The sequence below is a fragment of the Henriciella algicola genome, from assembly GCF_003576245.1.
In the GTDB taxonomy this organism is placed as follows: domain Bacteria; phylum Pseudomonadota; class Alphaproteobacteria; order Caulobacterales; family Hyphomonadaceae; genus Henriciella; species Henriciella algicola.
Genome location: NZ_QWGA01000003.1, coordinates 1,465,903 through 1,486,797, shown reverse-complemented (window position 1 = coordinate 1,486,797; position 20,895 = coordinate 1,465,903). Strand labels below are relative to the sequence as shown.

At 61.4% G+C, this 20,895-nt stretch carries 23 protein-coding genes and 4 tRNA genes; 13 read left to right on the top strand and 14 right to left on the bottom strand.

Going from position 1 to position 20,895, the window contains the following annotated elements:
- Positions 1 to 13 precede the first annotated feature (13 nt).
- On the bottom strand, positions 14 to 1,210 hold the full coding sequence (gene metZ / locus D1222_RS07880) for an O-succinylhomoserine sulfhydrylase (protein ID WP_119453619.1): 1,197 nt from the start codon (positions 1,208 to 1,210) through the stop codon (positions 14 to 16).
- Between the two features lie 63 nt (positions 1,211 to 1,273).
- Here metZ and D1222_RS07875 point away from each other — a divergent pair, with 63 nt between their 5' ends.
- From D1222_RS07875 to D1222_RS07865, 3 genes are all read left to right on the top strand, one after another.
- Complete coding sequence (locus tag D1222_RS07875; RefSeq protein ID WP_119453772.1) at positions 1,274 to 2,290, top strand: 2'-deoxycytidine 5'-triphosphate deaminase domain-containing protein; 1,017 nt, start codon at positions 1,274 to 1,276, stop codon at positions 2,288 to 2,290.
- A 76-nt stretch (positions 2,291 to 2,366) separates the two neighbouring features.
- The gene (locus D1222_RS07870) at positions 2,367 to 2,873 is read left to right on the top strand and encodes a hypothetical protein (protein ID WP_119453618.1); all 507 of its coding nucleotides are present in this window, start codon (positions 2,367 to 2,369) and stop codon (positions 2,871 to 2,873) included.
- Between the two features lie 104 nt (positions 2,874 to 2,977).
- Entirely contained in the window at positions 2,978 to 4,717 is a 1,740-nt protein-coding gene (locus D1222_RS07865) for an N-acyl-D-amino-acid deacylase family protein (protein ID WP_119453617.1), read from the top strand.
- Positions 4,718 to 4,720: 3 nt separating this feature from the next.
- Here the strand turns inward: D1222_RS07865 and D1222_RS07860 are convergent, their stop codons facing one another.
- Positions 4,721 to 6,028: an MFS transporter gene (locus tag D1222_RS07860; protein ID WP_119453616.1), complete on the bottom strand. Its 1,308-nt coding sequence runs from the start codon at positions 6,026 to 6,028 to the stop codon at positions 4,721 to 4,723.
- A gap of 122 nt (positions 6,029 to 6,150) precedes the next feature.
- On the opposite strand from D1222_RS07860, the gene D1222_RS07855 reads away from it, so the two are divergent.
- The gene (locus tag D1222_RS07855) at positions 6,151 to 6,561 is read left to right on the top strand and encodes a hypothetical protein (protein ID WP_119453615.1); all 411 of its coding nucleotides are present in this window, start codon (positions 6,151 to 6,153) and stop codon (positions 6,559 to 6,561) included.
- A gap of 11 nt (positions 6,562 to 6,572) precedes the next feature.
- A complete protein-coding gene (locus D1222_RS07850) occupies positions 6,573 to 6,791 on the top strand; it encodes a helix-turn-helix transcriptional regulator (RefSeq protein WP_119378992.1) in 219 nt (72 codons plus the stop codon).
- Positions 6,792 to 6,949: 158 nt separating this feature from the next.
- On the opposite strand, the gene D1222_RS07845 is transcribed toward D1222_RS07850, so the two are convergent.
- Positions 6,950 to 7,897 (bottom strand): radical SAM protein, encoded by a 948-nt coding sequence (locus D1222_RS07845; protein WP_119453771.1) that lies wholly within the window; start codon positions 7,895 to 7,897, stop codon positions 6,950 to 6,952.
- A gap of 149 nt (positions 7,898 to 8,046) precedes the next feature.
- Here D1222_RS07845 and D1222_RS07840 point away from each other — a divergent pair.
- Positions 8,047 to 8,120: transfer RNA gene (locus D1222_RS07840), tRNA-Gly, on the top strand.
- A 109-nt stretch (positions 8,121 to 8,229) separates the two neighbouring features.
- Positions 8,230 to 9,306, top strand: a complete 1,077-nt coding sequence (locus D1222_RS07835) for a GNAT family N-acetyltransferase (RefSeq protein ID WP_119453614.1) — start codon at positions 8,230 to 8,232, stop codon at positions 9,304 to 9,306.
- Between the two features lie 31 nt (positions 9,307 to 9,337).
- Here the strand turns inward: D1222_RS07835 and thpD are convergent, their stop codons facing one another.
- Positions 9,338 to 10,264, bottom strand: a complete 927-nt coding sequence (gene thpD / locus D1222_RS07830; RefSeq protein WP_119453613.1) for an ectoine hydroxylase — start codon at positions 10,262 to 10,264, stop codon at positions 9,338 to 9,340.
- 255 nt (positions 10,265 to 10,519) lie between these two features.
- Here thpD and D1222_RS07825 point away from each other — a divergent pair, with 255 nt between their 5' ends.
- Positions 10,520 to 11,131: a trimeric intracellular cation channel family protein gene (locus D1222_RS07825; RefSeq protein ID WP_119453612.1), complete on the top strand. Its 612-nt coding sequence runs from the start codon at positions 10,520 to 10,522 to the stop codon at positions 11,129 to 11,131.
- Between the two features lie 76 nt (positions 11,132 to 11,207).
- Positions 11,208 to 12,245: an alpha/beta hydrolase gene (locus D1222_RS07820; RefSeq protein ID WP_119453611.1), complete on the top strand. Its 1,038-nt coding sequence runs from the start codon at positions 11,208 to 11,210 to the stop codon at positions 12,243 to 12,245.
- On the opposite strand, the gene D1222_RS07815 is transcribed toward D1222_RS07820, so the two are convergent.
- Entirely contained in the window at positions 12,242 to 13,111 is an 870-nt protein-coding gene (locus D1222_RS07815) for an alpha/beta fold hydrolase (RefSeq protein WP_119453610.1), read from the bottom strand. The two genes, D1222_RS07820 and D1222_RS07815, sit on opposite strands and share 4 nt — an antisense overlap.
- Positions 13,111 to 13,881, bottom strand: coding sequence for a 23S rRNA (guanosine(2251)-2'-O)-methyltransferase RlmB (gene rlmB / locus D1222_RS07810; RefSeq protein WP_119453609.1), 771 nt, complete (start codon positions 13,879 to 13,881; stop codon positions 13,111 to 13,113). Before rlmB ends, D1222_RS07815 begins: the two co-directional genes overlap by 1 nt.
- A gap of 98 nt (positions 13,882 to 13,979) precedes the next feature.
- Between rlmB and D1222_RS07805 the strand changes: the two genes are divergently transcribed.
- Together D1222_RS07805 and D1222_RS07800 are read left to right on the top strand one after the other, a co-directional pair.
- Positions 13,980 to 14,064, top strand: a tRNA-Tyr gene (locus tag D1222_RS07805).
- A 245-nt stretch (positions 14,065 to 14,309) separates the two neighbouring features.
- A tRNA-Gly gene (locus tag D1222_RS07800) sits at positions 14,310 to 14,383 on the top strand.
- A gap of 26 nt (positions 14,384 to 14,409) precedes the next feature.
- On the opposite strand, the gene D1222_RS07795 is transcribed toward D1222_RS07800, so the two are convergent.
- A tRNA-Arg gene (locus D1222_RS07795) sits at positions 14,410 to 14,486 on the bottom strand.
- Positions 14,487 to 14,628: 142 nt separating this feature from the next.
- Here D1222_RS07795 and D1222_RS07790 point away from each other — a divergent pair.
- Entirely contained in the window at positions 14,629 to 15,678 is a 1,050-nt protein-coding gene (locus D1222_RS07790; RefSeq protein WP_119453608.1) for a TraB/GumN family protein, read from the top strand.
- A gap of 36 nt (positions 15,679 to 15,714) precedes the next feature.
- On the opposite strand, the gene D1222_RS07785 is transcribed toward D1222_RS07790, so the two are convergent.
- The 5 genes from D1222_RS07785 to D1222_RS07765 all read right to left on the bottom strand — a co-directional run bounded on the left by D1222_RS07785 (position 15,715) and on the right by D1222_RS07765 (position 18,219).
- Positions 15,715 to 16,167, bottom strand: a complete 453-nt coding sequence (locus D1222_RS07785) for a YcgN family cysteine cluster protein (RefSeq protein WP_119453607.1) — start codon at positions 16,165 to 16,167, stop codon at positions 15,715 to 15,717.
- A 15-nt stretch (positions 16,168 to 16,182) separates the two neighbouring features.
- A complete protein-coding gene (locus D1222_RS07780) occupies positions 16,183 to 16,458 on the bottom strand; it encodes a GNAT family N-acetyltransferase (RefSeq protein WP_182481901.1) in 276 nt (91 codons plus the stop codon).
- Positions 16,455 to 16,742 (bottom strand): GNAT family N-acetyltransferase, encoded by a 288-nt coding sequence (locus tag D1222_RS07775; RefSeq protein WP_119453605.1) that lies wholly within the window; start codon positions 16,740 to 16,742, stop codon positions 16,455 to 16,457. The genes D1222_RS07780 and D1222_RS07775 overlap by 4 nt, the downstream gene beginning before the upstream one ends.
- Positions 16,735 to 17,910 (bottom strand): FAD-binding domain-containing protein, encoded by a 1,176-nt coding sequence (locus D1222_RS07770; RefSeq protein ID WP_182481900.1) that lies wholly within the window; start codon positions 17,908 to 17,910, stop codon positions 16,735 to 16,737. The genes D1222_RS07775 and D1222_RS07770 overlap by 8 nt, the downstream gene beginning before the upstream one ends.
- A gap of 120 nt (positions 17,911 to 18,030) precedes the next feature.
- Complete coding sequence (locus D1222_RS07765; RefSeq protein WP_119453603.1) at positions 18,031 to 18,219, bottom strand: CsbD family protein; 189 nt, start codon at positions 18,217 to 18,219, stop codon at positions 18,031 to 18,033.
- A 104-nt stretch (positions 18,220 to 18,323) separates the two neighbouring features.
- On the opposite strand from D1222_RS07765, the gene mnmC reads away from it, so the two are divergent.
- Entirely contained in the window at positions 18,324 to 20,153 is a 1,830-nt protein-coding gene (mnmC, locus tag D1222_RS07760; protein WP_233348567.1) for an FAD-dependent 5-carboxymethylaminomethyl-2-thiouridine(34) oxidoreductase MnmC, read from the top strand.
- A 7-nt stretch (positions 20,154 to 20,160) separates the two neighbouring features.
- Here mnmC and D1222_RS07755 read toward each other — a convergent pair whose 3' ends face one another.
- Together D1222_RS07755 and pspC are read right to left on the bottom strand one after the other, a co-directional pair.
- Positions 20,161 to 20,346, bottom strand: a complete 186-nt coding sequence (locus D1222_RS07755) for a hypothetical protein (protein WP_119453602.1) — start codon at positions 20,344 to 20,346, stop codon at positions 20,161 to 20,163.
- An 89-nt stretch (positions 20,347 to 20,435) separates the two neighbouring features.
- Entirely contained in the window at positions 20,436 to 20,894 is a 459-nt protein-coding gene (gene pspC, locus D1222_RS07750) for an envelope stress response membrane protein PspC (protein ID WP_119453601.1), read from the bottom strand.
- Position 20,895: the final 1 nt, after the last annotated feature.

Genomic DNA, 20,895 nt, shown 5'->3' with positions numbered 1-20,895 from the left:
TTGGGCCCCCAGCCTAGCCGTTCATCGCCGAGAGCGCCGCGAGGAGATCGGCTTCGAGGTCACCGGCGTCTTCAAGGCCGACAGAGATGCGGATCCAGCTTTCATCAAGCCCCATCGAGGCGCGCTCTTCCTCATTGAGGGCGCGGTGCGTGGTCGAGGCCGGGTGGCAGGCAAGCGATTTGGTGTCGCCAAGATTGTTCGAGATATCGACCAGCTTCAGCGCATTCAGCACGCGGAAAGCTTCGGGGCGTCCGCCCTTCACCGAAAAGGCGATCAGCGTGCCGCCCTCTTCCATCTGCTTGGCATGGACGGCGTAATGCGGATGATCGCTGCGGCCCGGATAGCGGACGGCGGCAACATTCTCATGCCCGGCAATGGCGTCGGCGAGCCGCGCGGCGTTCTTGCTCGCCTGACGCACGCGGAGGTCGAGTGTCTCCAGCCCTTTGAGGACAACCCATGCATTGAAAGGCGAAGCGGCAGGCCCTGTATGGCGCAGCCATGGGTCGACGAACTCCTCCATCCAGTCCGTAGGACCGAGGATCGCGCCAGCCAGAACGCGGCCCTGCCCGTCCATATGCTTCGTCGCCGAATAGACCGAGATGTCCGCGCCAAGCTCCAGCGGGCGCTGAAGGATTGGCGTGGCAAACACATTGTCGACGATCAGCTTGGCGCCCGCCTTGTGGGCGAGCTCTGCCACGGCGGCGATGTCCACGGCTTCGAGAAGCGGATTGGACGGCGATTCGATGAGAACATAATTGGCCGGGCGCGACAGTGCCTTCTTCCAGGCATCGAGATCAGAGCCCTGAACGAATTCGGTCTCCACGCCATAACGCGGCAGGATCGTCTGACAAATGACACGGCAGGAGCCAAAGAGCGCACTTGCGGCGACGACGCGGTCGCCCTGACCAACAGGTGCGATCAGCGCTGTCGAGATGGCGCCCATGCCGGACGCGGTGACGCGGGCTGCCTCTGCGCCTTCCAGCATGGCGAGCCGGTTTTCCAGCATGCGGACAGTCGGGTTGGCGTAGCGCGAATAGACATAGCCTTCCTCTTCGCCGGACATGCGGCGGGCCGCCTGCTCGGCGCTGTCATACGCATAGCCAGAGGTCAGGTAGATCGCTTCGGAGGTCTCTCCGAACTCGGACCGCATTGTGCCACCGCGCACGAGTTTCGTCGCTGGTTTCCAGTCCTTGCCATCTTCAGCCGCCATGGACTTCATCCTTCCAAACATGAGCGGTCCGTCTTAAGCCTCTTGACGGAAAAGGATCAAGGCATGGTTGAGCCAAGACAGGGCGTCCTGCCCGACGGGGAATTAAAAGAGCTGTTCGAGAAAGGCTCGATCAGCGCTGACCGGCCGTTGGACGCCGATCAGATCCAGCCTGCCAGCCTCGATCTTCGTCTCGGCACCGTCGCCTATCGCATCCGCGCCAGCTTCCTGCCGGGGGACCGTCGCCGGGTAGCTGATGTGTTGGAAGAGCCGGGCCTTGCGCTGCATGAAATCCCGCTGACCGATGCGGGCGCCGTGTTGGAAACAGGCTGCGTCTATCTCGTCCCGCTGATGGAAACGGTCCGCCTGCCGGAAGGCATTTCAGGACGCGCGAACCCGAAAAGCTCCACCGGGCGGATCGATGTTTTTACCCGGCTCGTCACCGACCGCGCGAACGCATTCGACGACATCCAGGAAGGCTATGACGGCCCGCTCTGGCTGGAAATCAGCCCGCGCACCTATTCAATCCTCGCGCGGCCCGGTGACAGGCTCGCCCAGTTGCGCCTTCGCCGCGGCAAGCCGCAGAATGTCAGCGACCTGATCGTCTCCATCGATATGGAAGCGGCAGATGGCAAGCCAGTTGGCTGGCGCGCCAAGCATCATGCAGGGCTGATCGACCTTCGCGCCATTGGCGGCCATGAGGTTGCCGACTACTGGGAGCCGCTTTTCCCGCATAAGGGCCGGGTCGTGCTGAACCCGGAGGATTTCTACATCCTCGCCTCACGTGAAAGCGTCAGCGTCGCCCCTGGCCAGGCCGCCGAGATGGCCCCTGTCGCGCCGGAGCTGGGTGAGTTTCGTGCGCACTATGCTGGCTTTTTCGATCCGGGCTTTGGGACGAATGCAGGCGGCTCGCGCGCCGTTCTGGAGGTCCGCTCACGCGATGTGCCCTTCATCCTTGAGCACGGCCAGCCGGTTGCAAAGCTCGTCTATGAGGACATGGCAGGCGACCCGGCCGCGCTCTATGGCGGCAAGTCTAGCAATTATCAGGGCCAGCGGCTCAAACTGTCCAAGCATTTCGCCTGAGAGCCTGAAATCGCTGGACAATGTATCCGGCAGCCTTTTGGATTGCCGCATCCTTGCAACTTTGGGGGCTTAAGCCATGAAATTCCAAATCCTTAGCGCGGCCGTTGCCGGTCTGGCGCTTGCAGCTTGCGGCGGCGGCGAAACCGACCCGGCCGAAAGCGCTGAAACCGCAGACGAAACTGTGATCGAGGCCGCCGAGGAAGCTCAGGCGCCAGAAGTCGATGACGTGGCCGCGCTTGAAGCCGACTGCCTGATCCTCGCAAGCGACCCGGAAGCGCAGGAAAGCTTCGTCGACATGGGCACCGACACGGAAGGCTTCTGCGAGTGTTTCGTGGACGTCATCGACAACAGCCCGGAAGAAGAGCGTGCGCAGATGCTCATCACGCTCGAAGAAGTGACCGACGGCATGGAAGCCAGCGGTGAAGGCGCCGAAGACGTCGTCAGCCGCATGATGAGCGCCGCCATGACCGACGCCGAAGGCGAAACTGCGCAGGGCACCATGGCTGGCGTCCGAATGATTGGCGACGTGATCGACCGCATCGATAACAGCATGGAAGACACGGGCACCTGCCCGGCCGCCTAGGCGGTTTTCGGGACTGCGGTTCCGATTGACTTCCCAAGCGTCAGGGGCGTTTCTCTCTAGCCAGACAGGCCTGCCATCAGAGCAGGCCGAACGGAGGAACGCCCATGACCCATGATCTCGTCATTCGCAATGGTTTCGTCGTCGACGGAACAGGAGCGCCCGGCCGGGAAGCCGACATCGCTATCGATGCTGGCCGCATCACCAGCGTCGGAAACGTCCCCGCCAAGGGCCGCGAAGAGATCGACGCGAAGGGCGAAATCGTCACCCCGGGCTTTGTTGATGTGCACACCCATTATGACGGGCAGGTCACCTGGGGCGACACGCTGACGCCATCCTCTATCCATGGCGTGACCACCGCCATCATGGGCAATTGCGGCGTCGGCTTCGCCCCTTGCCGCGAACAGGATCACGACCGGCTCATCCGCCTCATGGAAGGCGTTGAGGATATTCCGTTCCCCGTCCTCTCGACCGGCCTTCCCTGGGACTGGGAGAGCTTCCCGCAATATCTCGAAAGCCTGTCGGACAAGTCTTACGACATCGACTTCGGGGCGCAATTGCCCCACGCCGCGCTTCGCGTCTTCGTGATGGGCGAGCGCGGGGCCAATCGCGAGGAAGCGACAGCCGACGACATCGCCGCCATGGCAAAGCTCGCCCGCGAAGCTGTTGAGGCAGGCGCGCTCGGCTTTTCCACCTCTCGCACGCTGAACCACCGCACCTCTGACGGCCAGCCGACCCCGACGCTGACCGCCAGCGAAGAAGAGCTGACCGGTATCGGCATGGCGCTGAAGGAAGCTGGGAAAGGCGTGCTCCAATTCGTGTCGGACTTTGACGATCCCAAAAAGGAAGCGGCCATGCTGCGCCGGATCGTGGAGCGGACGGGCCGCCCGCTTTCTGTCTCGCTGGCACAATCCGATGTCGCACCGGAAGGCTGGCGTGTCCTGCTCGGCGCCATTGAGGAGGCGGTCGATGACGGCCTGCCAATGCGGGCGCAGGTCTGCGGTCGCCCGGTCGGCGTCCTGCTTGGCCTCGACCTCACCATGAACCCGTTCACCGCGCATCCGGTCTATCAGGAGATCAAGGACAAGACGCTTCAGGAGAAAGTCGCTGCCCTGCGCGATCCGGACTTCCGCGCGCGGCTGCTCTCATCCAGGCCGGACCCGAACAACCCTTTCGTGAAAAGCCTGCTGCGCAATTTCGGCAAGCTCTTCACGCTCGACGCCGTGCCAAATTATGAGCCTGAGGCCGACCGCACGGTTGAAGCCATCGCCAAGGCGCGCGGCATCACGAATGAGGAAGCCGCGCTCGATATCCTGCTCGAGGATGATGGGCGGGGCATGCTCTACCTGCCCTTCCTCAACTATGCGAACGGCTCGCTCGACCCGTCCTATGAAATGCTGAGCAGTAAGGCGACCATTCCAGGCCTTTCCGATGGCGGCGCGCATGTCGGCATGATCTGCGACGGCTCTTTCCCGACCAGCATGCTGACCCACTGGACGCGTGACCGCTCTCGCGGACCGAAATTCTCTCTCGAGTGGACGGTCAAGCGCCAGACGGCGGACACCGCCCACTGGATCGGCCTGCATGATCGCGGGTTGATCGCGCCGGGCTACCGCGCAGACCTCAATGTCATCGATTATGACAATTTGACCCTGCACCGCCCGGTCATCCTGCGGGACCTGCCGGCAAATGGGCGCCGCCTCATGCAGCGGGCCAGCGGCTATACCGCGACCATCGTGGCCGGCCAGACGATCTACCGCGATGGTGACCCGACAGGGGCAAAACCCGGACGGCTGGTCCGCGGCGCGCAAAGCGTCCCGGCGCAGGCAAAGGTCGCCGCAGAATAGACGTCAGGCGCTGGCTGGTGGCTTTTCGCTGACGGCCTGTTCCTCGATATTCTCGAACCGGTCCGCGCGGGCGAGATCGGGGAAAAGCCGCGTCCATAAAAGCGCAGTGGTAATCGCTGCGCAGCCGCCGAACACGACAGCGCCGACAGGGCCAAGCAGCCTTGCGGCGACGCCGCTCTCAAACTCTCCAAGCTCATTCGAGGCAGAGATGAAGATGAAGGAGACCGAAGACACACGGCCCTTCATCTCATCCGGTGTCGCGAGCTGGATCAGCGAGGCGCGGACATAGACGGAAATCTCATCAGCGGCGCCCGTCACGATAAGCGCTGCCATGGAGAGGAAGAAGTAAGGCGAGAGGCCAAAGACCAGAGTCGCGACGCCGTAGATGCCGACGGCCCACATCATCCATGGGCCAGTATTTCTGCTCAGGGGCCGTGTCGCGAGGATGAAGGCCACTGTGGCCGCGCCGATTGCGGGCGATGCTGCAAGGATGCCGAGGCCTTCCTGCCCGACATGCAGGATGTCGCGCGCGAACACTGGCAGCAACGCCTTCGCGCCGCCGAAAAAGACAACGACGAGATCCAGGGAGATCGCGCCAAGAACGATCTTGTTGCGGCGGATATAGCCAAGCCCCTCGAACACCATGGACCAGCCGCGAACATTCAGGACTTTCTCATGCGGCGGGGTCTTTGCCGTCGCGATGGCGAGAATGGCGAAGGAGGCGAGGATGATGGCAACTGTGTACACCGTGGCTGCACCAAAGAAGCCATAGATCAGCCCGCCGACAGCAGGCCCAACGATCACAGCGGTCTGGAAGCCGAGCGAATTCCAAGCGATCGCGTTTGGCAGCTCCTTGCGCGGCACAAGGCGCGGGAAAAGTGAGTTGGCAGCGGCGGGCGTAAACGCATTGACGCAGCCCAGCATGATCGCAACGCCAAATATGATCGGCAGGGCGTTCGATGCGGGCAGGAAGACCGACGCCAGCAGGCCGAACGAAAGCAGCACCCGCACCGTGTTTGACACAATGAGGATCATCTTCCTGTTGAGCCGGTCTGCGGCCTGTCCCCCGACAAGTGAGAGCAGGAGCACGGGCACGAACTGCGCGAGGCCGACGAGGCCCAGCAGGAAGGCCGATTCCTCAATGCTCCAGCCGAGACCACCTGTCTCTGCGGGCCTGCGGGCGAGGTCATAGACCTGATAGCCAATGGTTATCGCTTCCATCTGGCGCGCCGCCGCGATCGACACCCGCATCAGCCAGAAATGCAGGTATGCGCGATGCCTGAAGACCTGAAGAGAAGGAGCGAGCGCCATGGGTGGGCTGTCCTATACCCTGCGCCGCCATTGGGAAAGCACGAATTTTGTCAAGGACGCTTGACTGACAAGTTTCCTTGTCATAGTGTCAAGGAAACACGACAATTCGGAAGGAGCAAACCATGGCTCACCAGCTCGGCTTCAACGCCGCAAAAAAACGTTATCAGCGGCTCTACTGGCCAGCTGTTGCCGCTTATGTCGCCATCTGTCTTGGCGGCGCCGTCATCGTGAACAAGGACACCTCACCGGTCTGGCTGACAGCTACCTTTTCAGTGCTGACGGCCGCGCCGCTCGTTTTCATGATGTGGCTGATGTTGCGTCACTCAGAGGAGACGGACGAGTATACGCGTCTGCGCCAGCTGAAGGCTTTCGCCCGCAGCGCGTGCATCACGCTCAGCGCAATCTGGGTCGTCGGTAGCTTCCAGCTTTGGGACGTGGTTCCCGGCGTCAACGTTTTCTGGTTCGGCCCGTTCTTTCTACTGGTCTATGGGCTCAACTACTGTGCGGACAATCTCTTCGGCAAGACGGTCTGAAGGGGCGGTAGATGGAGAACATCATCCGCACCCTTCGCGCCGAGCAGGGCTGGAGCCAGGCCGCACTGGCCGAACAGCTCGACGTTTCCCGCCAGTCGGTAAACGCCATCGAGACAGGCAAGTATGACCCGTCCCTGCCGCTGGCCTTTGCCATTGCCCGCCTGTTCGGCAAGTCGATTGAGGAGGTTTTTCAGGACCCGGCCGCACCGGTGTCAAAGGCTGCTGAATAGGCACTTTCTGCAACGGCCAAGATATCGCCCGCGTGGTTCGACTTCGCTCACCATGCGGGCTTTCTCATTCGTCTCATAAGGCCGGTAGGTGAACGAAGCATGCCCTAGCGGCGGCTGGGCTCGAACCACAGGCCGGGCTCGCTCGCCCCGACGGGCTCTCAAGCCGAACAACTTGCTCCGCCCAGCACGCAGAAGGTCGCGCACCAGGGGTGGTTGAGCTGAACCGGGTCTTCAGTCGCGGCGGCCAGCGTGTCGCCAAGTTCAAACTCCGGCGAATAGGCAAGCAGGGTGCAGGCCGTCACAGTGGCGCGGCCTGCACCTTTGCGCCGGATGACCATACGCTGGCTGGCGCACATCATGTCGCCCGGATCGACATCGAGAATGCCCCAGCAGGCCGTGGTAATTTCTGGCGGGCTGTCGCCCTCAATCATTTCAGGAAACAGGACGAGCGCCTTGGTGTCAGCCGGGTCGATGCGAAGGCCAAGCCGTTCGATCAGCGCCCCATAGCCAAGGCGAGCTTCATCCTCGCTCTCGGCAAGGTCCTGCCGCCCGGCGATGGCGACTGAAAAGCCATTCTCGGCGAGCCAGGCCAGGCCTTCACCGGCAATCTCGAAACTTCCAGTGCCGCGCTCAGCATCGTGAAGTGGCTGCGAATGGTGATCCATCGACACACGCATGGTGATCCTGTCGCCATACCGCTCATTGAGCGCGAGCAGGCCCTCGCGGATTTTGGGGCGCATCATCGGGCGCATCGCATTGGTCAGGACGAGCAGCGTGTGACCGCGTGCCAGCACCTCTTCCATGATCGCCAGAATGTCGGGGCACATGAAAGGCTCACCGCCCGTGATCCCGATCTCCTTTGCGCCCTCGGCGAGTTCATCGATCTCATCCAGAAACGGCACCACATCGCCAAGCGTCAGATAGACGAGGTCATCATTGGTCGGAGAGCTTTTGATGTAGCAGTTGCGGCACTCGATGTTGCAGAGCGTGCCGGTGTTCAGCCACAGCGTTTTGAGGCCGCGCCAATCCACTGACCCACGGGTCTCTCCCTTCGCCGTTATGAAAGGGTCGCGAAACTTCTGTTCGATCAATGTCGTATGCGCCATGGGCCCGGACATTAGTCTTGCACACCAGCATGACAAGCAGACGTTTTCATGCACTCGCGCAGATGTGAAGTCGGCTTTCCACCAAGGCGAGGCTGACAAATCGCTGGCGTTTCCCGCCAGAAAAGCTATTCAGCCAGACCGGTCGGCGTGCGGGTGTAGCTCAATGGTAGAGCAGAAGCTTCCCAAGCTTAAGACGAGGGTTCGATTCCCTTCACCCGCTCCAGCGCATCAGGTTTTCCGACAATCCGCGTTTTCGAAGGATTGGTTTTTCTCGCCTTAACCGTTTTCCCATAGAGTATTGCGCGTACGATATTCTGCAATTCTGACGGGCCATGGCGACCAAATCAGATCTCATTGATTTTGCCGACCTGACCGGGGCGGACCGGGAAGCATGGGCCGCACTTCAGGCCAGCGACCCATTCCTGTGGAGCCCCTACTTCTCGTATTCCTACGCCGCCGCCGCGAATATCGCACGGCCCGGCGTGAAGGTTTTGAAGTTCTCTGAAGGCAGCACGCCGGTCGCCTATTGGCCTGTGCGGCCCGGCCCGCTAGGCACCGCACGCCCTGTCGGCGGGCCGATGGATGACCTTCACGGCATCGTCGCAGCGCCCGGTACGGCGCTGGACCTCTGTCAGAGATCCGTCACCCGGCATGTCGGTGGATATGCGTTTACTGCGGCGCCCTACACCCAGCAGCGCCACGGCCTGACCGGCCATATCGGCGACGGCAATCAGGTCATGGACCTGTCGGCTGGCTATGACGCATGGCTTGCAGAGCGCCAGTCAGCCTCCTCGAATTTCAGGCGTGAGCACCGCAAGGTCGACGCGCTTCTGAAAGCGCCGGGCACCGTTGTCGCGCATGACGTAGTCGATGACGCCGCCTTCGACCGGCTACTGGAGCTGAAGCAGGTCGCCTATCAGCAGTCGGGCCACTTCCCGCTCTTCTCGCTGGATTGGCCACGCCGCCTTCTGGAAACGCTGGCAGAGCGCAAGGCCAGCGACGCGCGCGGCGTGCTCTCAACGCTTCACATTGAGGGTGAACTCGCCGCCATCACCTACTGCATGCGGTCAGAGCGCGTGATGCACTACTGGTTCCCGGCCTATGAAAGCCGCTATGCCAAACAGAAGCCGGGCCTCGCCCTGCTCTTCAGCCTTGCGCAATGGAGCGCGGGCGAAGGCATCAAGGAGCTTCACCTCGGCCTCGGGGGGATGCAGTACAAGCGCCAGCTGGCAACCTATATGGCACCGGTACGGGCAGGCGCGCTGGCGCTGGCGACGCCGCAGAAGATCGCGACATCGGCCTCAAGCCTTGCGGCCCGGATAGAGGGGCGCCACCGGCTTCTGGATGTTCCGGCAAAGTTCGCCCGCAAATACCACCGGGTCATGCTGGCCGGGGCATTGCGGGCTTGAACCTTCTACTGTTTCTGGTGCGGACGCCCTTCTAGGACAGCCTGCCAGTCACTTTCGATAGCGGTGCCAGAGGAGCTTCGACCCGGCGGTGAGCGATGTGCTCAGGGCGCTCTGAATTGGCTGCGAATGGCGCCTTCAGGCGGTTTGACCACGCATTGAAGACGAAGAAGGCATTCATCCGTTCAAACGGGGTGATGTTGCCGTTCGAGGCGTGCAGCGTGTTGCAGTCGAAGATCACGACGGAACCCGCCTTCGGAGCCGGGGCAACAATGCCGCCCTCATCGACCAGCTGGGCGATGGAGTCCGCATCCGGAATGCCGGTCTCCTGACGCTTTAGCGACGATTTGTAATTGTCCTCAGGCGTTTCACCAACGCAGGAGATGAAGGTCTCATGGCTGCCCGGGACGAACATGACAGGGCCAGCCTGCGGGTGATTGTCCGTCAGCATCACGGACATGGAGAGGGCGCGCATATCCGGCATGCCATCCTCAGCGTGCCAGGTCTCAAAGTCGGAATGCCAGTAGAACTCCTTGCCTTTGAAGGCTGGCTTATAGTTCAGGCGCGACTGATGGATGTAGACCTCATCGTCCAGGATGTAGCGGGCGACATCAGCAAGGCGTGGGTCACGGGCGACGACATCGAAGTCGCTCGTCTGGCGGTGGATCGCGAAGACGGAGCGGACTGCGCCGCTATCGCGCTCTGAGATGACGGTTTCGTCGGCGAGGCTGTCTGGATAGTCGCGCATCTCATTGGCCGTGCCGCGCATGCGGGCGACCTCTTTTGGCGAAAAGACATCCTCAAGCACGATGAATCCATCGCGTTCAAAGTCGCGGACAAGCGAAGGGTCGATTGGTGGATTGGTGCCGCCTTTCGCGTGGACGACGCTGTCGCGGCGAGCGATCTGTTCAGGTCTGGTGCTGAGACGGGTGGTGTATCGGTCCTCATGTACCTGTTGCATGGCTAATCGTTCTGATCCTCTTGGTTTCGCGGGCGCTTTCTGCGCCAGTTCTCGTTTGCGATGGCGGGATGTGCCGCTCATCTGGCCCCACCTACGCAAGGCCACACTCATAGGTTGCAAGCAAATCTGACGACTAATCATAATCTTAATTGAGGTTATGCAGACGCAGCGCCGCGCGCATGCAACCGGGTGGTGCGCACCCGTGAACAGGCAAGGTGCTGGACGGCAAAGCGCTTCTCCTTCAAAAGGCCGCTGATGAGCCCAGACCTTCTCATGGCCTTTGCCGACCGGTTCGGCGTCTTCGTCTTCGCCATCTCTGGCGGCGTGCTTGCCGTGCGCAAGGAGATGGACCTGCTCGGCGTGATCGTGCTCGCCTTCCTGCCAGCTATTGGCGGGGGCACGCTGCGCGACCTCCTGCTCGGCGCGCCCGTCTTCTGGCTGTCCGATACGCTAACGCTCGTGCTGGCGATTGCGGGCGGGCTGACCGCTTTCCTGTTCTATCGCTATGTCAGCCAGTTCCGCGCCCTTCGCTGGCCAGACGCGGTGGGCATGTCGCTCTTCGCCGTCACAGGCGCCGCCAAGGCCATGTCGCTCGGCCACGGTTTTCTCGTCGTTGTTATCATGGGCGCGATCACGGCGAGCGCGGGCGGCCTGCTGCGCGATGTGATCGCCAATGAGGAACCGCTGGTGCTGAAAGAGGGGGAGCTTTACGCGACCTGCGCACTGGCAGGGTCCGGCGTCTATTTCGCGGCGGTTGCACTTGGCGCGCCTGAAGCCATCGCCTTTGCCGCGGGCATGGCGACGGCCTTCATCTCCCGCGCGATGGCTATCATCTTTGGCATCAAGCTGCCGCGCGCCAAAGGTTGACCTTGCGAGCCCCTGCCTCAGCCGCCCTCCCCGTGCTAAGGCTGAGAGAACAAGAAAAGCCAAAGGGAGGATAAGAATGGCAAAGGGCGCAGACGATCCGAGACTGGACCCGCGCATTCGCGCAATGCTCACAACCATGCCGCAGCCAGCGCCGAACCCGGCGACGACGCGCGAGGAAATGGTCGCACGCGCCAATTCACCCGAAGCAAATGAGCGCGCCGCCATGGTGCAGAAGCTCTTCTCCCAGATCGACACTGAGCCACTCGCCCCCACCAAGGGCCTCGATATCTCGACCCATGGATTCACCTCTCAGCCCGATGGCAACACGGTGAAGATCCAGCTCATCAAGCCGGAAGGCGCCGGAGCGCTGCCTTGCGTCTATTACATTCATGGCGGCGGCATGCAGGATTTCTCCTGCTTCGACGCGATGTACCGGACATGGGGCCGCCTGCTGGCGCATCAGGGCATGGCGATCGCCATGGTGGATTTCCGCAACAGTCTGCGCCCCTCCTCGGCCCCGGAGATCGAACCGTTTCCAGCGGGCCTCAATGACTGTGCGTCCGGCGTCAGATGGGTCAGCGAGAATGCTGGCAAGCTCGGCATCGACAAGGACCGGATCATCGTCGCAGGCGAAAGCGGCGGCGGCAATCTCACGCTCGCCACGGGCCTCAAGCTCAACCGGGATGGCGATATCGGCCTCGTCAAAGGTCTCTACGCGCTTTGCCCGGACATCGCGGGCAAGTGGCCTGACGACCGCCTGCCCTCCAGTATCGAGAACAATGGCATCCTGCTCCACCTTGAAGGCATGGGCGCGGCAATCGCCTACGGCATCGACGCCTATGAGGCGAAGGATCCGCTTGCCTGGCCGCTCTTTGCCAGCGAAGAGGATGTGAAGGGCCTGCCGCCCGTGATGATCAGCGTGAATGAGTGCGACCCGCTGCGCGATGAAGGCATCGAGTTTTACCGCCTGCTCCTGCGCACCGGACAGCCGGCCCAATGCCGTAATGTCATGGGCACCAGCCACGGCACAGAAATCGCCGCGCATATGTGCCCCGACATCAGCCGCCAGACAGCGGCCAGCATCGCGCAGTTCCTGAAAGAGGTGTCAGGCTAGAGGAAGTCCTGAAGCGTCTCGATGAAGAGATCGAACTGGTCATGGTGCAGCCAGTGGCCAGCTTCTGGGAACATCTTCACATCGGCATGTTTGAAGTGCTTGATCCGGCCATCTTCGGCCGGGTTCGAGGCCCAGCTTTTCTCGCCGTAGAGCAGCAGGGTCGGACAGCTGATATTCGACCAGAGCTCGGCCACCTGCTCATGCGTGATGTCGACTGACTCCCAGACGCGGAGGTAATTGTCGAACTTCCACGAATAGGTACCGTCCTCATTGCGGGCGATACCATTGATGGTGAGGTGGCGTGCCTGCTCGGCCGTCAGGAAGCTATTCTCTTCCTTCATCCGGGCATAGGCCTGCTCCAGTGACTCGTAGCGCTTTGGCTGGCGGCCAGCGAGACCGCGCTTGTCATCGATCATCTTGCGGAAATGATCCTGCCACGGCGTCTTGCGGCGTTCTTCCAGGCGGCTTGGGCTCGGCCCGAGGCCCTCGATGGCCACGATCTTGCGGACATTTTCCGGATAGAGGCCGGTATAACGCAGGCAGATATTCCCGCCGAGCGAATGGGATACGATGGTGACAGGCGCAAGCTTCAGCTGATGGATCAGCTGGGCGAGGTCGTAGATATACGCCTGCATGTTGTAATTGCCTTCAGGCGACCAGGCGCTGTCGCCATGGCCGCGAAGATCCGGCGCAATGACGTGCCAGTCCTTGCGCAGGGCCTCTGCCGTCCAGTCCCAGCTGCGGCAATGGTCACGCCCACCATGCACCAGAAGGAGCGGCGGCGCGTCTTCATTGCCCCAGTCGGCATAGTGCAGCTTGAGGCGCTGCGAGAAATAGGTGTGCGAAGTCGGTCCGAGAAGTGTCATTAAAGCTGTTTTGACCGCATCGCCTCATAGAAGGCAATGGCTGCCGCGTTGGAAACGTTGAGACTTTCCATGCCAGGCACCATGGGAATGCGCGCCAGCGTTGCGCACGCCTTGGCCACAGCCGGGCGAAGACCTGATCCTTCCGCCCCCATCACAAAGGCGATCTTGCGGGCCCCGCTGACGGAATCAGAAAGGTGTTCCTGTCCTTCACCGGCGAGACCCACCGTATGATAGCCCGCTGCCCCCAGCGCATCGAGCGCGCGGGCGATGTTCACGACGCGAATTTCCTCGACCGTCTCGATGGCGCCTGCCGCAGACTTGGCGACCACGCCGGTCAGCGGCGGTGTATGCCGCGTCTGCAGGACAAGGCCGCCGACACCGAATGCGGCTGCGGACCTGAAGATGGCGCCGAGATTATGCGGGTCCGAAATCTGGTCGAGAATGCACAACGTGTCCGGCGCATCAGGACGGTTGATCACGTCTTCCAGTGCGGACGGCTCGGCCGGCTCGACCTTGATGGCGATGCCCTGATGGACCGCGCTGGGCGGCAGCAGCTTGCTGAGCGCCTTCTGGTCCATGACTTCAAAGCCTGTCAGGCCGGTGCGCTTGGCCGCATTCTCTGTCGCGACCCAGCGCAGAATGACCCTGTTCTTGTTGGAAATTGCGGCTTCGACGGCATGCTGACCCCAGAGCCAGAGCGGCTCATTCGGGTCTGGTGCAGATCGCGCTGCAAATCGCCGTTTCTCATGGTTGCGTGGAATGGGCTTCATCCCTATAAAGCGCGCTTCGGAGCGACCGGGTTGTTGATGACAGCCTTTTGGCGGTCCGATGTGGCAGCGTCAATTACCGACGCTGCAAGGCAATCCCTGGAGGGGTGGCCGAGTGGTTAAAGGCAGCAGACTGTAAATCTGCCCGCATAGCGTACACAGGTTCGAATCCTGTCCCCTCCACCATTTTCATCCAGTTCACTGCGTGAAAAATTCGATCCAGTGGATCGAATTTAGGATGAAAATGCCCCGGCAGGGGCTTTTCCTAGTTGATCCCCGCTTCACTACGTTCCGCGATGGATCGCGCTCAGGGCTGCGGGTCAGCATTCGGCACCAAAGTCACGTCGAGTTGCAATCGCGCCCACTGCCATCCGCGCGCCTCTTCACTTGCATCGCGCCGCGCCCCGAAGTATCTCGTGGCCCTCTGGCGCGCGGATATAGCACAATGGTAGTGCAGCAGCCTTCCAAGCTGAGGATGCGGGTTCGATTCCCGCTATCCGCTCCAGACATCCCACCGACAATTTGAATGAATGGCGCACCTAACAGGATTCGAACCTGTGACCTCTGCCTTCGGAGGGCAGCGCTCTATCCAGCTGAGCTATAGGTGCGTTGCCAATCCCTCTATGCGAATGGGGGCGCAGGTGCAATCTTTGCGAAACACGCCAAATCAGCTTTGTGCCAGTGTCCGTTGGCATGTAGTAAAGCCTGTCGCCCGCATCGCGGGCCGCCCGTCTTTAGGAGATTACCCGTATGAGCCGCAGCTTCCATTTCGTTTCAGGCCTGAGCGCCATTGCCTTTGCCGCGCTCGCAGCCTGTAGCCCGTCTGGCAGCGATGAGGCCGCCATGAGCGACGAACCAGCCGTCGTCGAAACCGGCACGGGCGCTGAAGACACAAGCCCTGAGGGCTCTGCTGAATATCGCTCGCGCGATGAGCTGATGGCTGAGTTTGATGCGGCGCTGGAGCAGGCGCAGGCCACCAATGGTGACGGCTCACCCGCAATCTGGACCATGTCCGACGAGGACACGACGGTCCACATCTTCGGCACTGTCCATCTGATGCGGCCGGACCTCGACTGGCGCACCGACGAGTTCACCGAGAAATTCAATTCGGCTGACCTGCTTGTCCTTGAGCTCGACATGGTGAGTGAGGAAGGCCAGCAGGCCGTCGCCCGTGATTTCCTGTCTCGCGGTTTTTATGGGGATGGGCGCACGCTCAGCAATGAGCTGCCAGACCCGGTTCTCACGGCTTTTGAAGAAGCGCTGTCTGGCCTCAACCTGCCCGTCTCTGCTTTCGACCCGATGGAGCCGTGGATGGCGGCTGTGAACCTGTCCGTTCTACAGCTTCAGTCTGATGGGTTTGACCCGAATGCCGGCATTGAGCAGATCCTGATCGCCGATGCAGAAGCGGCCGGTAAGGAATTTGCCTTCCTTGAAACCGCCGCCGATCAGGCCGCGATCTTTGACGAACTGCCGGAAGATACGCAGGCCGCCTACCTCTATGAGACCTCCATCACGCTGGGTGATACCAGCCGCACCCTCGATCAGGTTGTCGATGAGTGGCGTGACGGCGATGTCGAAGGTCTGGGCATGCTCGTGGCGAACCCCGATACGGGCGGCGGCGACGGCATCTATGATGCCCTCTTTGTTGAGCGGAACGAGAACTGGGTGCCGCAGATCGAAGGCTTCCTCGATGATGTCGAAGGCACGGTCTTCGTCGCGGTTGGTGCAGGCCACCTTGCAGGGCCTGACAGCGTCATCACCCTGCTGCGTGACAAGGGTTACGAGATCGAGGGGCCATAAGCCCCGTTTGAAATCTGGTAACTGCCGGGCTGGCGATCAGTCCGGCGGATTGCCGTCCCAGTCGATGATCCAGTCGATCTGGTCTTCCTCGAAGACCGTCTCTTCACTCACCGTCTGGCCCATGATCGATTTGCCGACCTCATGGATGCGCTGACGGTCACCGCAGACGAGATGATGCCAGTCTTCCAGTCCGCGTCCCTCATGCACGCGGCGATAGGCACAGCTTTTCGGCATCCATTTCAGCTCTGACACCGATTTCGGCGTCAGGATCACGCAGTCCGGCACCTTGGCCTTGCGGTTCTCATAGTCTGCGCAGCGGCAGAGATCAGCGTCGAGGAGTTTGCAGTGCAGCCTCGTATAGGCGACGTCGCCGCTATCTTCGTCCTCAAGCTTGATGAGGCAGCATTTCGCGCAGCCATCGCAAAGCGACTCCCACTCCTGCGGGGTCATCTCTGTCAGTCTTTTGGTTTCCCAGAATGGCTTGCTCATACCTGACGTAATGGATCAGGCGAGCACATCCTTCCAGTCCGGATGCCTGTCGATCTGCGTTCGGGCAAAACCGCAGACCGGCACCAGCTTGAAATTCTCCGCGCGCGCTTTTTCAACCAGCTTGCCGACCAGCTTCGTGCCGAGGCCGCGTCCGCCGAGCGCTGATGGCACGCCGACAAAATCAACCCGCATGACGTCATCGCCCTGCCAGCCATAGCGGATGACAAGTTCGTGGCCTTCGACATCCGTTGTCAGTTGCTTGCCGTCATCCTGAAGTGTGAGGTCGCTCATCGAAGGACATCCTTCCATTCCGGGTGCTTCTCGAACTGCGCCTTTGCGAAGGGGCAGAGCGGCATGATTTTCAGTCCGCGCTCACGCGCAAGGGCGATGCCGGCCTCGACCAGCTTCAGACCCACGCCCTGACCGCCGAGCGCTTCGGGCACGCCCGTATGATCAATGATCATGACCGTCGTGCCAGCCTTTGAGTAGGTCATTTCAGCTTTGTGGCCATCAATAGTCGTGTGGAAGACCCCGCCGCTATCGCTTTCTGAGTGCTTGATTTCAGGATCAGCCATCGAGTTTCAGACCTTCTGCTATGTCGAGCGTGTCCAGAACAGATGGGATCTGCTTGCGCAATTTGAAGAAACCCTTCCTGGCGTGCGGCCAGAAACACTCATCCCAGTCGCGCCGGATCTGGTGGATGTGAAACCCGTCTGCCTGAAGCCCTGACAGGACCGGCGACAGCGTATCCCGCGTCCATCCGGCCGGGATGTAGGGAACGACGATGTGCCTCGTCTCAAGGCTGTTCGCCCAGTCTTTCAGTGCGGATTGCCTGTCGCTGTCATCTGAGAGGTTTTGAGCCTCGATGCCGAAATGGCTGCCTGCCCTTGCTAGGCCATCTTTGAGCGCGCCTTTGGTGAAAGACACGGCTTTCTCCGAAACGTCTGCGGCGCATCTGGTCTCGGCGCTGTGCAGTCCGGCAATCGCCTCGATGTCCAGATGCTCATTGAGCCATGTTTCGACGCTGAGATCATCCTCGGTGAGGAGAAGCGCAAAACTTTCATCAGGCAGGATGTCGCGGGGCGGAAGCTGTTGCGGCTGGGGGTTGTCCGGCCCGGGAACCTGACGGGCGCTCTGGGCGAGATTGCCCGGCGCGAACCTCCCATCGCTGCAGGTCTCAATGGCTTCCTTCTTGGCGAGATAAGTCTTTCCCAGCGTGTGCAGCCCGGCGACCCAGCGCCAAGATAGCGTGTTGGAAGCAGGGTCGCCGTCGAGGAGATGGCGGAGGAAAAAGTCTGCGCCGAGCGACCAGGGCAGCTTCAGCGTGAAGAGCCAGATAGAGGCGAAAGACATGCGGGCGTGATTATGGAGATAGCCGGTCTCAGTGAGTTCTTTCGCCCAATGGTCGAAGCCTTCGATGCCGGCGCGGCCTTCAATGGCGGCCTCATAATCGGCGCGTAGGCCCTTATCCTTTTCGAGGGAAGTAAATTGCGCATCACGGTCGGAAATATAATCCGACCAGACAGACGGGTGATGCTCCAGCCAGCCTTTGAAATATGTCCGCCAGCAAATTTCCTGAATGAATTTCGTCGCCTGTTCGCTGCCATGCACCGTGAGGGCCGCGGAGGCGACCTCTTCCTCGCTGATCAGCCGGTGGCGAAGGAAGGGGGAAAGCTGGGAAACGTTCGGGCGGGCATTTTCGCCCGGGTCGATATTGCGACGGTGCCCGTAATGCGTCCCCATGAGGGGCGCAAATTCATTCAATCTTTCAAGGCCTGTGCGCCTTGCAGGGGTCTCATGGTGCGAAATCATGGAAGAGGATTTAGGCGCGCCAGAGACCCTGCCAAGAAAAATGCTGGTGGATCAGGCTTTCTTTTTCTCTTCTGATTTCAGGGCGTCCTTGGCCTTGCCGACCATTTCCTGACCCTTGCCTTCAACCTGCTGCGCCTTGCCTTCGGCTTCGAGCTTGCGGTTATCGGTGGCGACACCAGCGATTTCCTTAGCCTTGCCAGCGACTTTCTTGCCGAGGCCTTCAGCTTGATCTTTTCCCATGGAAGGTTTCTCCTTTTGCGTGTGTAGATCACCAGAATAACAAGCGGTCTGGCCCTGCCGTTCCCGGGGTGGAATATTAAATTCCCGTGCTAGATGAGCCGCAAATGAGCCGACTACCGCCCCGCCCTGAACTTGACTGGAAAGATGATGGCACGCCGCAGGATGTGCGGGTGGATGATATCTATTTCTCCCGTCAGAGCGGGCTGGAGGAAACACGCCTCGTTTTCCTGAAAGGCTGCGGATTGCCAGAGCGCTGGAAGGGCAGAGGCAGCTTTACCGTTGGCGAACTTGGCTTTGGAACGGGGCTTAATTTCCTCGGCACCTGGCAGCTCTGGCGCGGGACGCGTCCGACGCCGAAAGCGTGGCTGCACTTCATTTCCTTTGAAGGGTTTCCACTCGACCGCGAGGACGCCGCCCGCGCGCTTTCCGCATGGCCCGAGATCAGCGAATTGTCAGACAAGTTGATCGAGCGCTGGCCAGAGCGGGCGCTGGGTGTCCAACGGATCGTCTGGCCGGAAGAGGGCGTCACGCTGACGCTTCATACCGGGGACATCAGCGAGACTTTGCCCGCCTCCCGCTTTGCCGCCGATGCGTGGTTTCTTGATGGATTTTCCCCGGCTAAGAATCCGCAAATGTGGGACAAATCCCTCTGGCCGATGGTGCAGCAGCGGTGCACTGACGGTGTTTCTCTCAGTACATTCACGGTGGCTGGTTTCGTGCGGCGCGGCCTTGCCGACGCTGGCTTCGATGTCGCCAAGGTCGAAGGCTTCGGGCGCAAGCGGGAGCGGCTGGAAGTGCGCCTCAACGAAGCGCCCCAGCCCGCACCGGATGTCTACGGCCTTCGCTCCCCTGATGACCGCCCAAACAGAGTTCGGATCATCGGGGCTGGTATAGCCGGGGCGTGTCTGGCGCGGACATTTCTTGATCGCGGCCTTGAGGTCGAGATGATCGACGCGGCGAGCGGCCCGGCGAAGCATGCAAGCGGTAACCCGCTGGCGCTGGTCATGCCGCGGCTTGATGCGGGCGATACGGTTCAGGCGCGGCTGCTGATCGACGCCTATCTTCGTGCGCGCCAGTTCTATGCCGGGCGGCCGGGCGTTACCGAAACCAATGTGCTGCAGCGCCCGAAAGATGAGCGGGAGGCAGCGCGGATTGCCAAAGTACTGGCTGACCCGCCGCTGGGGCTTGAGAACCTTGAGGCGGCAGTAAGCGGCCAGCTTCACAAACAGGCGCTGATACTGGAGCCGGAGAAGCTCATCGCGCACCTTCTCGAAGGGGCCGAGACCCGGTTTGGCGAAAAGCTTCATCTCTCAGACCTCAATCCGGAGGTGCCGACCATCATCGCTGCCGGTCAGGGGGCGCAGGATCTGCTGCCGTGGCTGGGGCTGACCGGACGTCTTGGTCAGGTGGAGTTTGCTGACGTCGCCGTTGACGCGCCGCCTTCAGCAATCGCAAGCGGCCACTATGCCCTCGCTTTGGGCCAGACCCGTCTATGGGGCGCGACGTTTGAGGCTTGGGACGGAACCGGGCCGGACCTATCTGAGGCCGCGCGGGCCACGAATATGGCAGCCCTTGAAGAACTGGACCCATATTGGCGACAGGCCGCGAAAGCTGCAGAGCTTCAGAGCCGCGCCGGGGTACGCGCGACAACGCCGGACCGCCTGCCGCTGATCGGAGCGGTGCCCGATGAGGCGGCTGCACGAGAGATTTTCGACGGGGTGAAACATGGTCAGGCCATCGAAGCGGACGCGCCGCTGGTCGGTGGCCTGTTCATGGCGGGTGGATTTGGATCGCGCGGCTTTACCTGGGGCCCTTGGGCGGGTGAGATACTGGCCGGTCAGATCCTTGAAGAACCCGCCCCGGCGACGGAGCCCGCCCTTGAGGCGGTGTCGCCGATGCGGCTCATTCTTCGCGCCCTGAAGCGCGGGGGCTGACGGACGCTTAGCCCTGATTGGCGGCTGCGAAGACCAGCTGCAGACCGCGCTCTGCCGAAGCTTCGAGCGTCAGCTGGACACCGCCAGCTTCGATGTGCAGCCCGCCGAGCATGCTGGCTGCGACGGCAGACGCCAGGATGAAGGTTGCACCGGCAAGTGCGAGCCATCCGCTGGTCTGGAGATTGCGTGTCATTTGAAGAGCCCCCTTGGCTTCAGTCGGTTGAGGTGCCGGCTCTATCCAGTGATACCGGTTTGGCAGGGAGAGGAGTTGAGCCGACATGTTCAGTTCTTTTCGAGGTTGCGGAATTCGCGGCGCAGGCGCCATTCATCCGAGGTGACACTGGCTTCGAGGTTCTGGAGACGGTCCTCCAGGTCCATGAAGGTGTATTTGAGACCGGAATAGGTCGTTTTCGGGCGGTCGGAGACGCCGCGCCAGAAAGCCTCTTCTTCAGGGGCGAGATGCCCGTAGGACTTTGGGGCTTTCGGCACGATCATCCACATGAGCAGATAGCCGAGGAGCATCAGCGGTCCGGCGAGGAAGAAAAAGGCCACGACGGCGACAAGACGGACCACGAGCGGGTCCCATCCGTAACGTTCGCCGATACCACCACAGACGCCTGCCAGGATCCGCTCATTGCGCGAGCGGTAGAGGCGCTTTGGGTTTGGCGAGCGGAACATCTCGTCTTCGTAGCGCTGATGACGGTCGCGCCCGGAATGTGGGTGACGGTCAGAGTGGGTCATT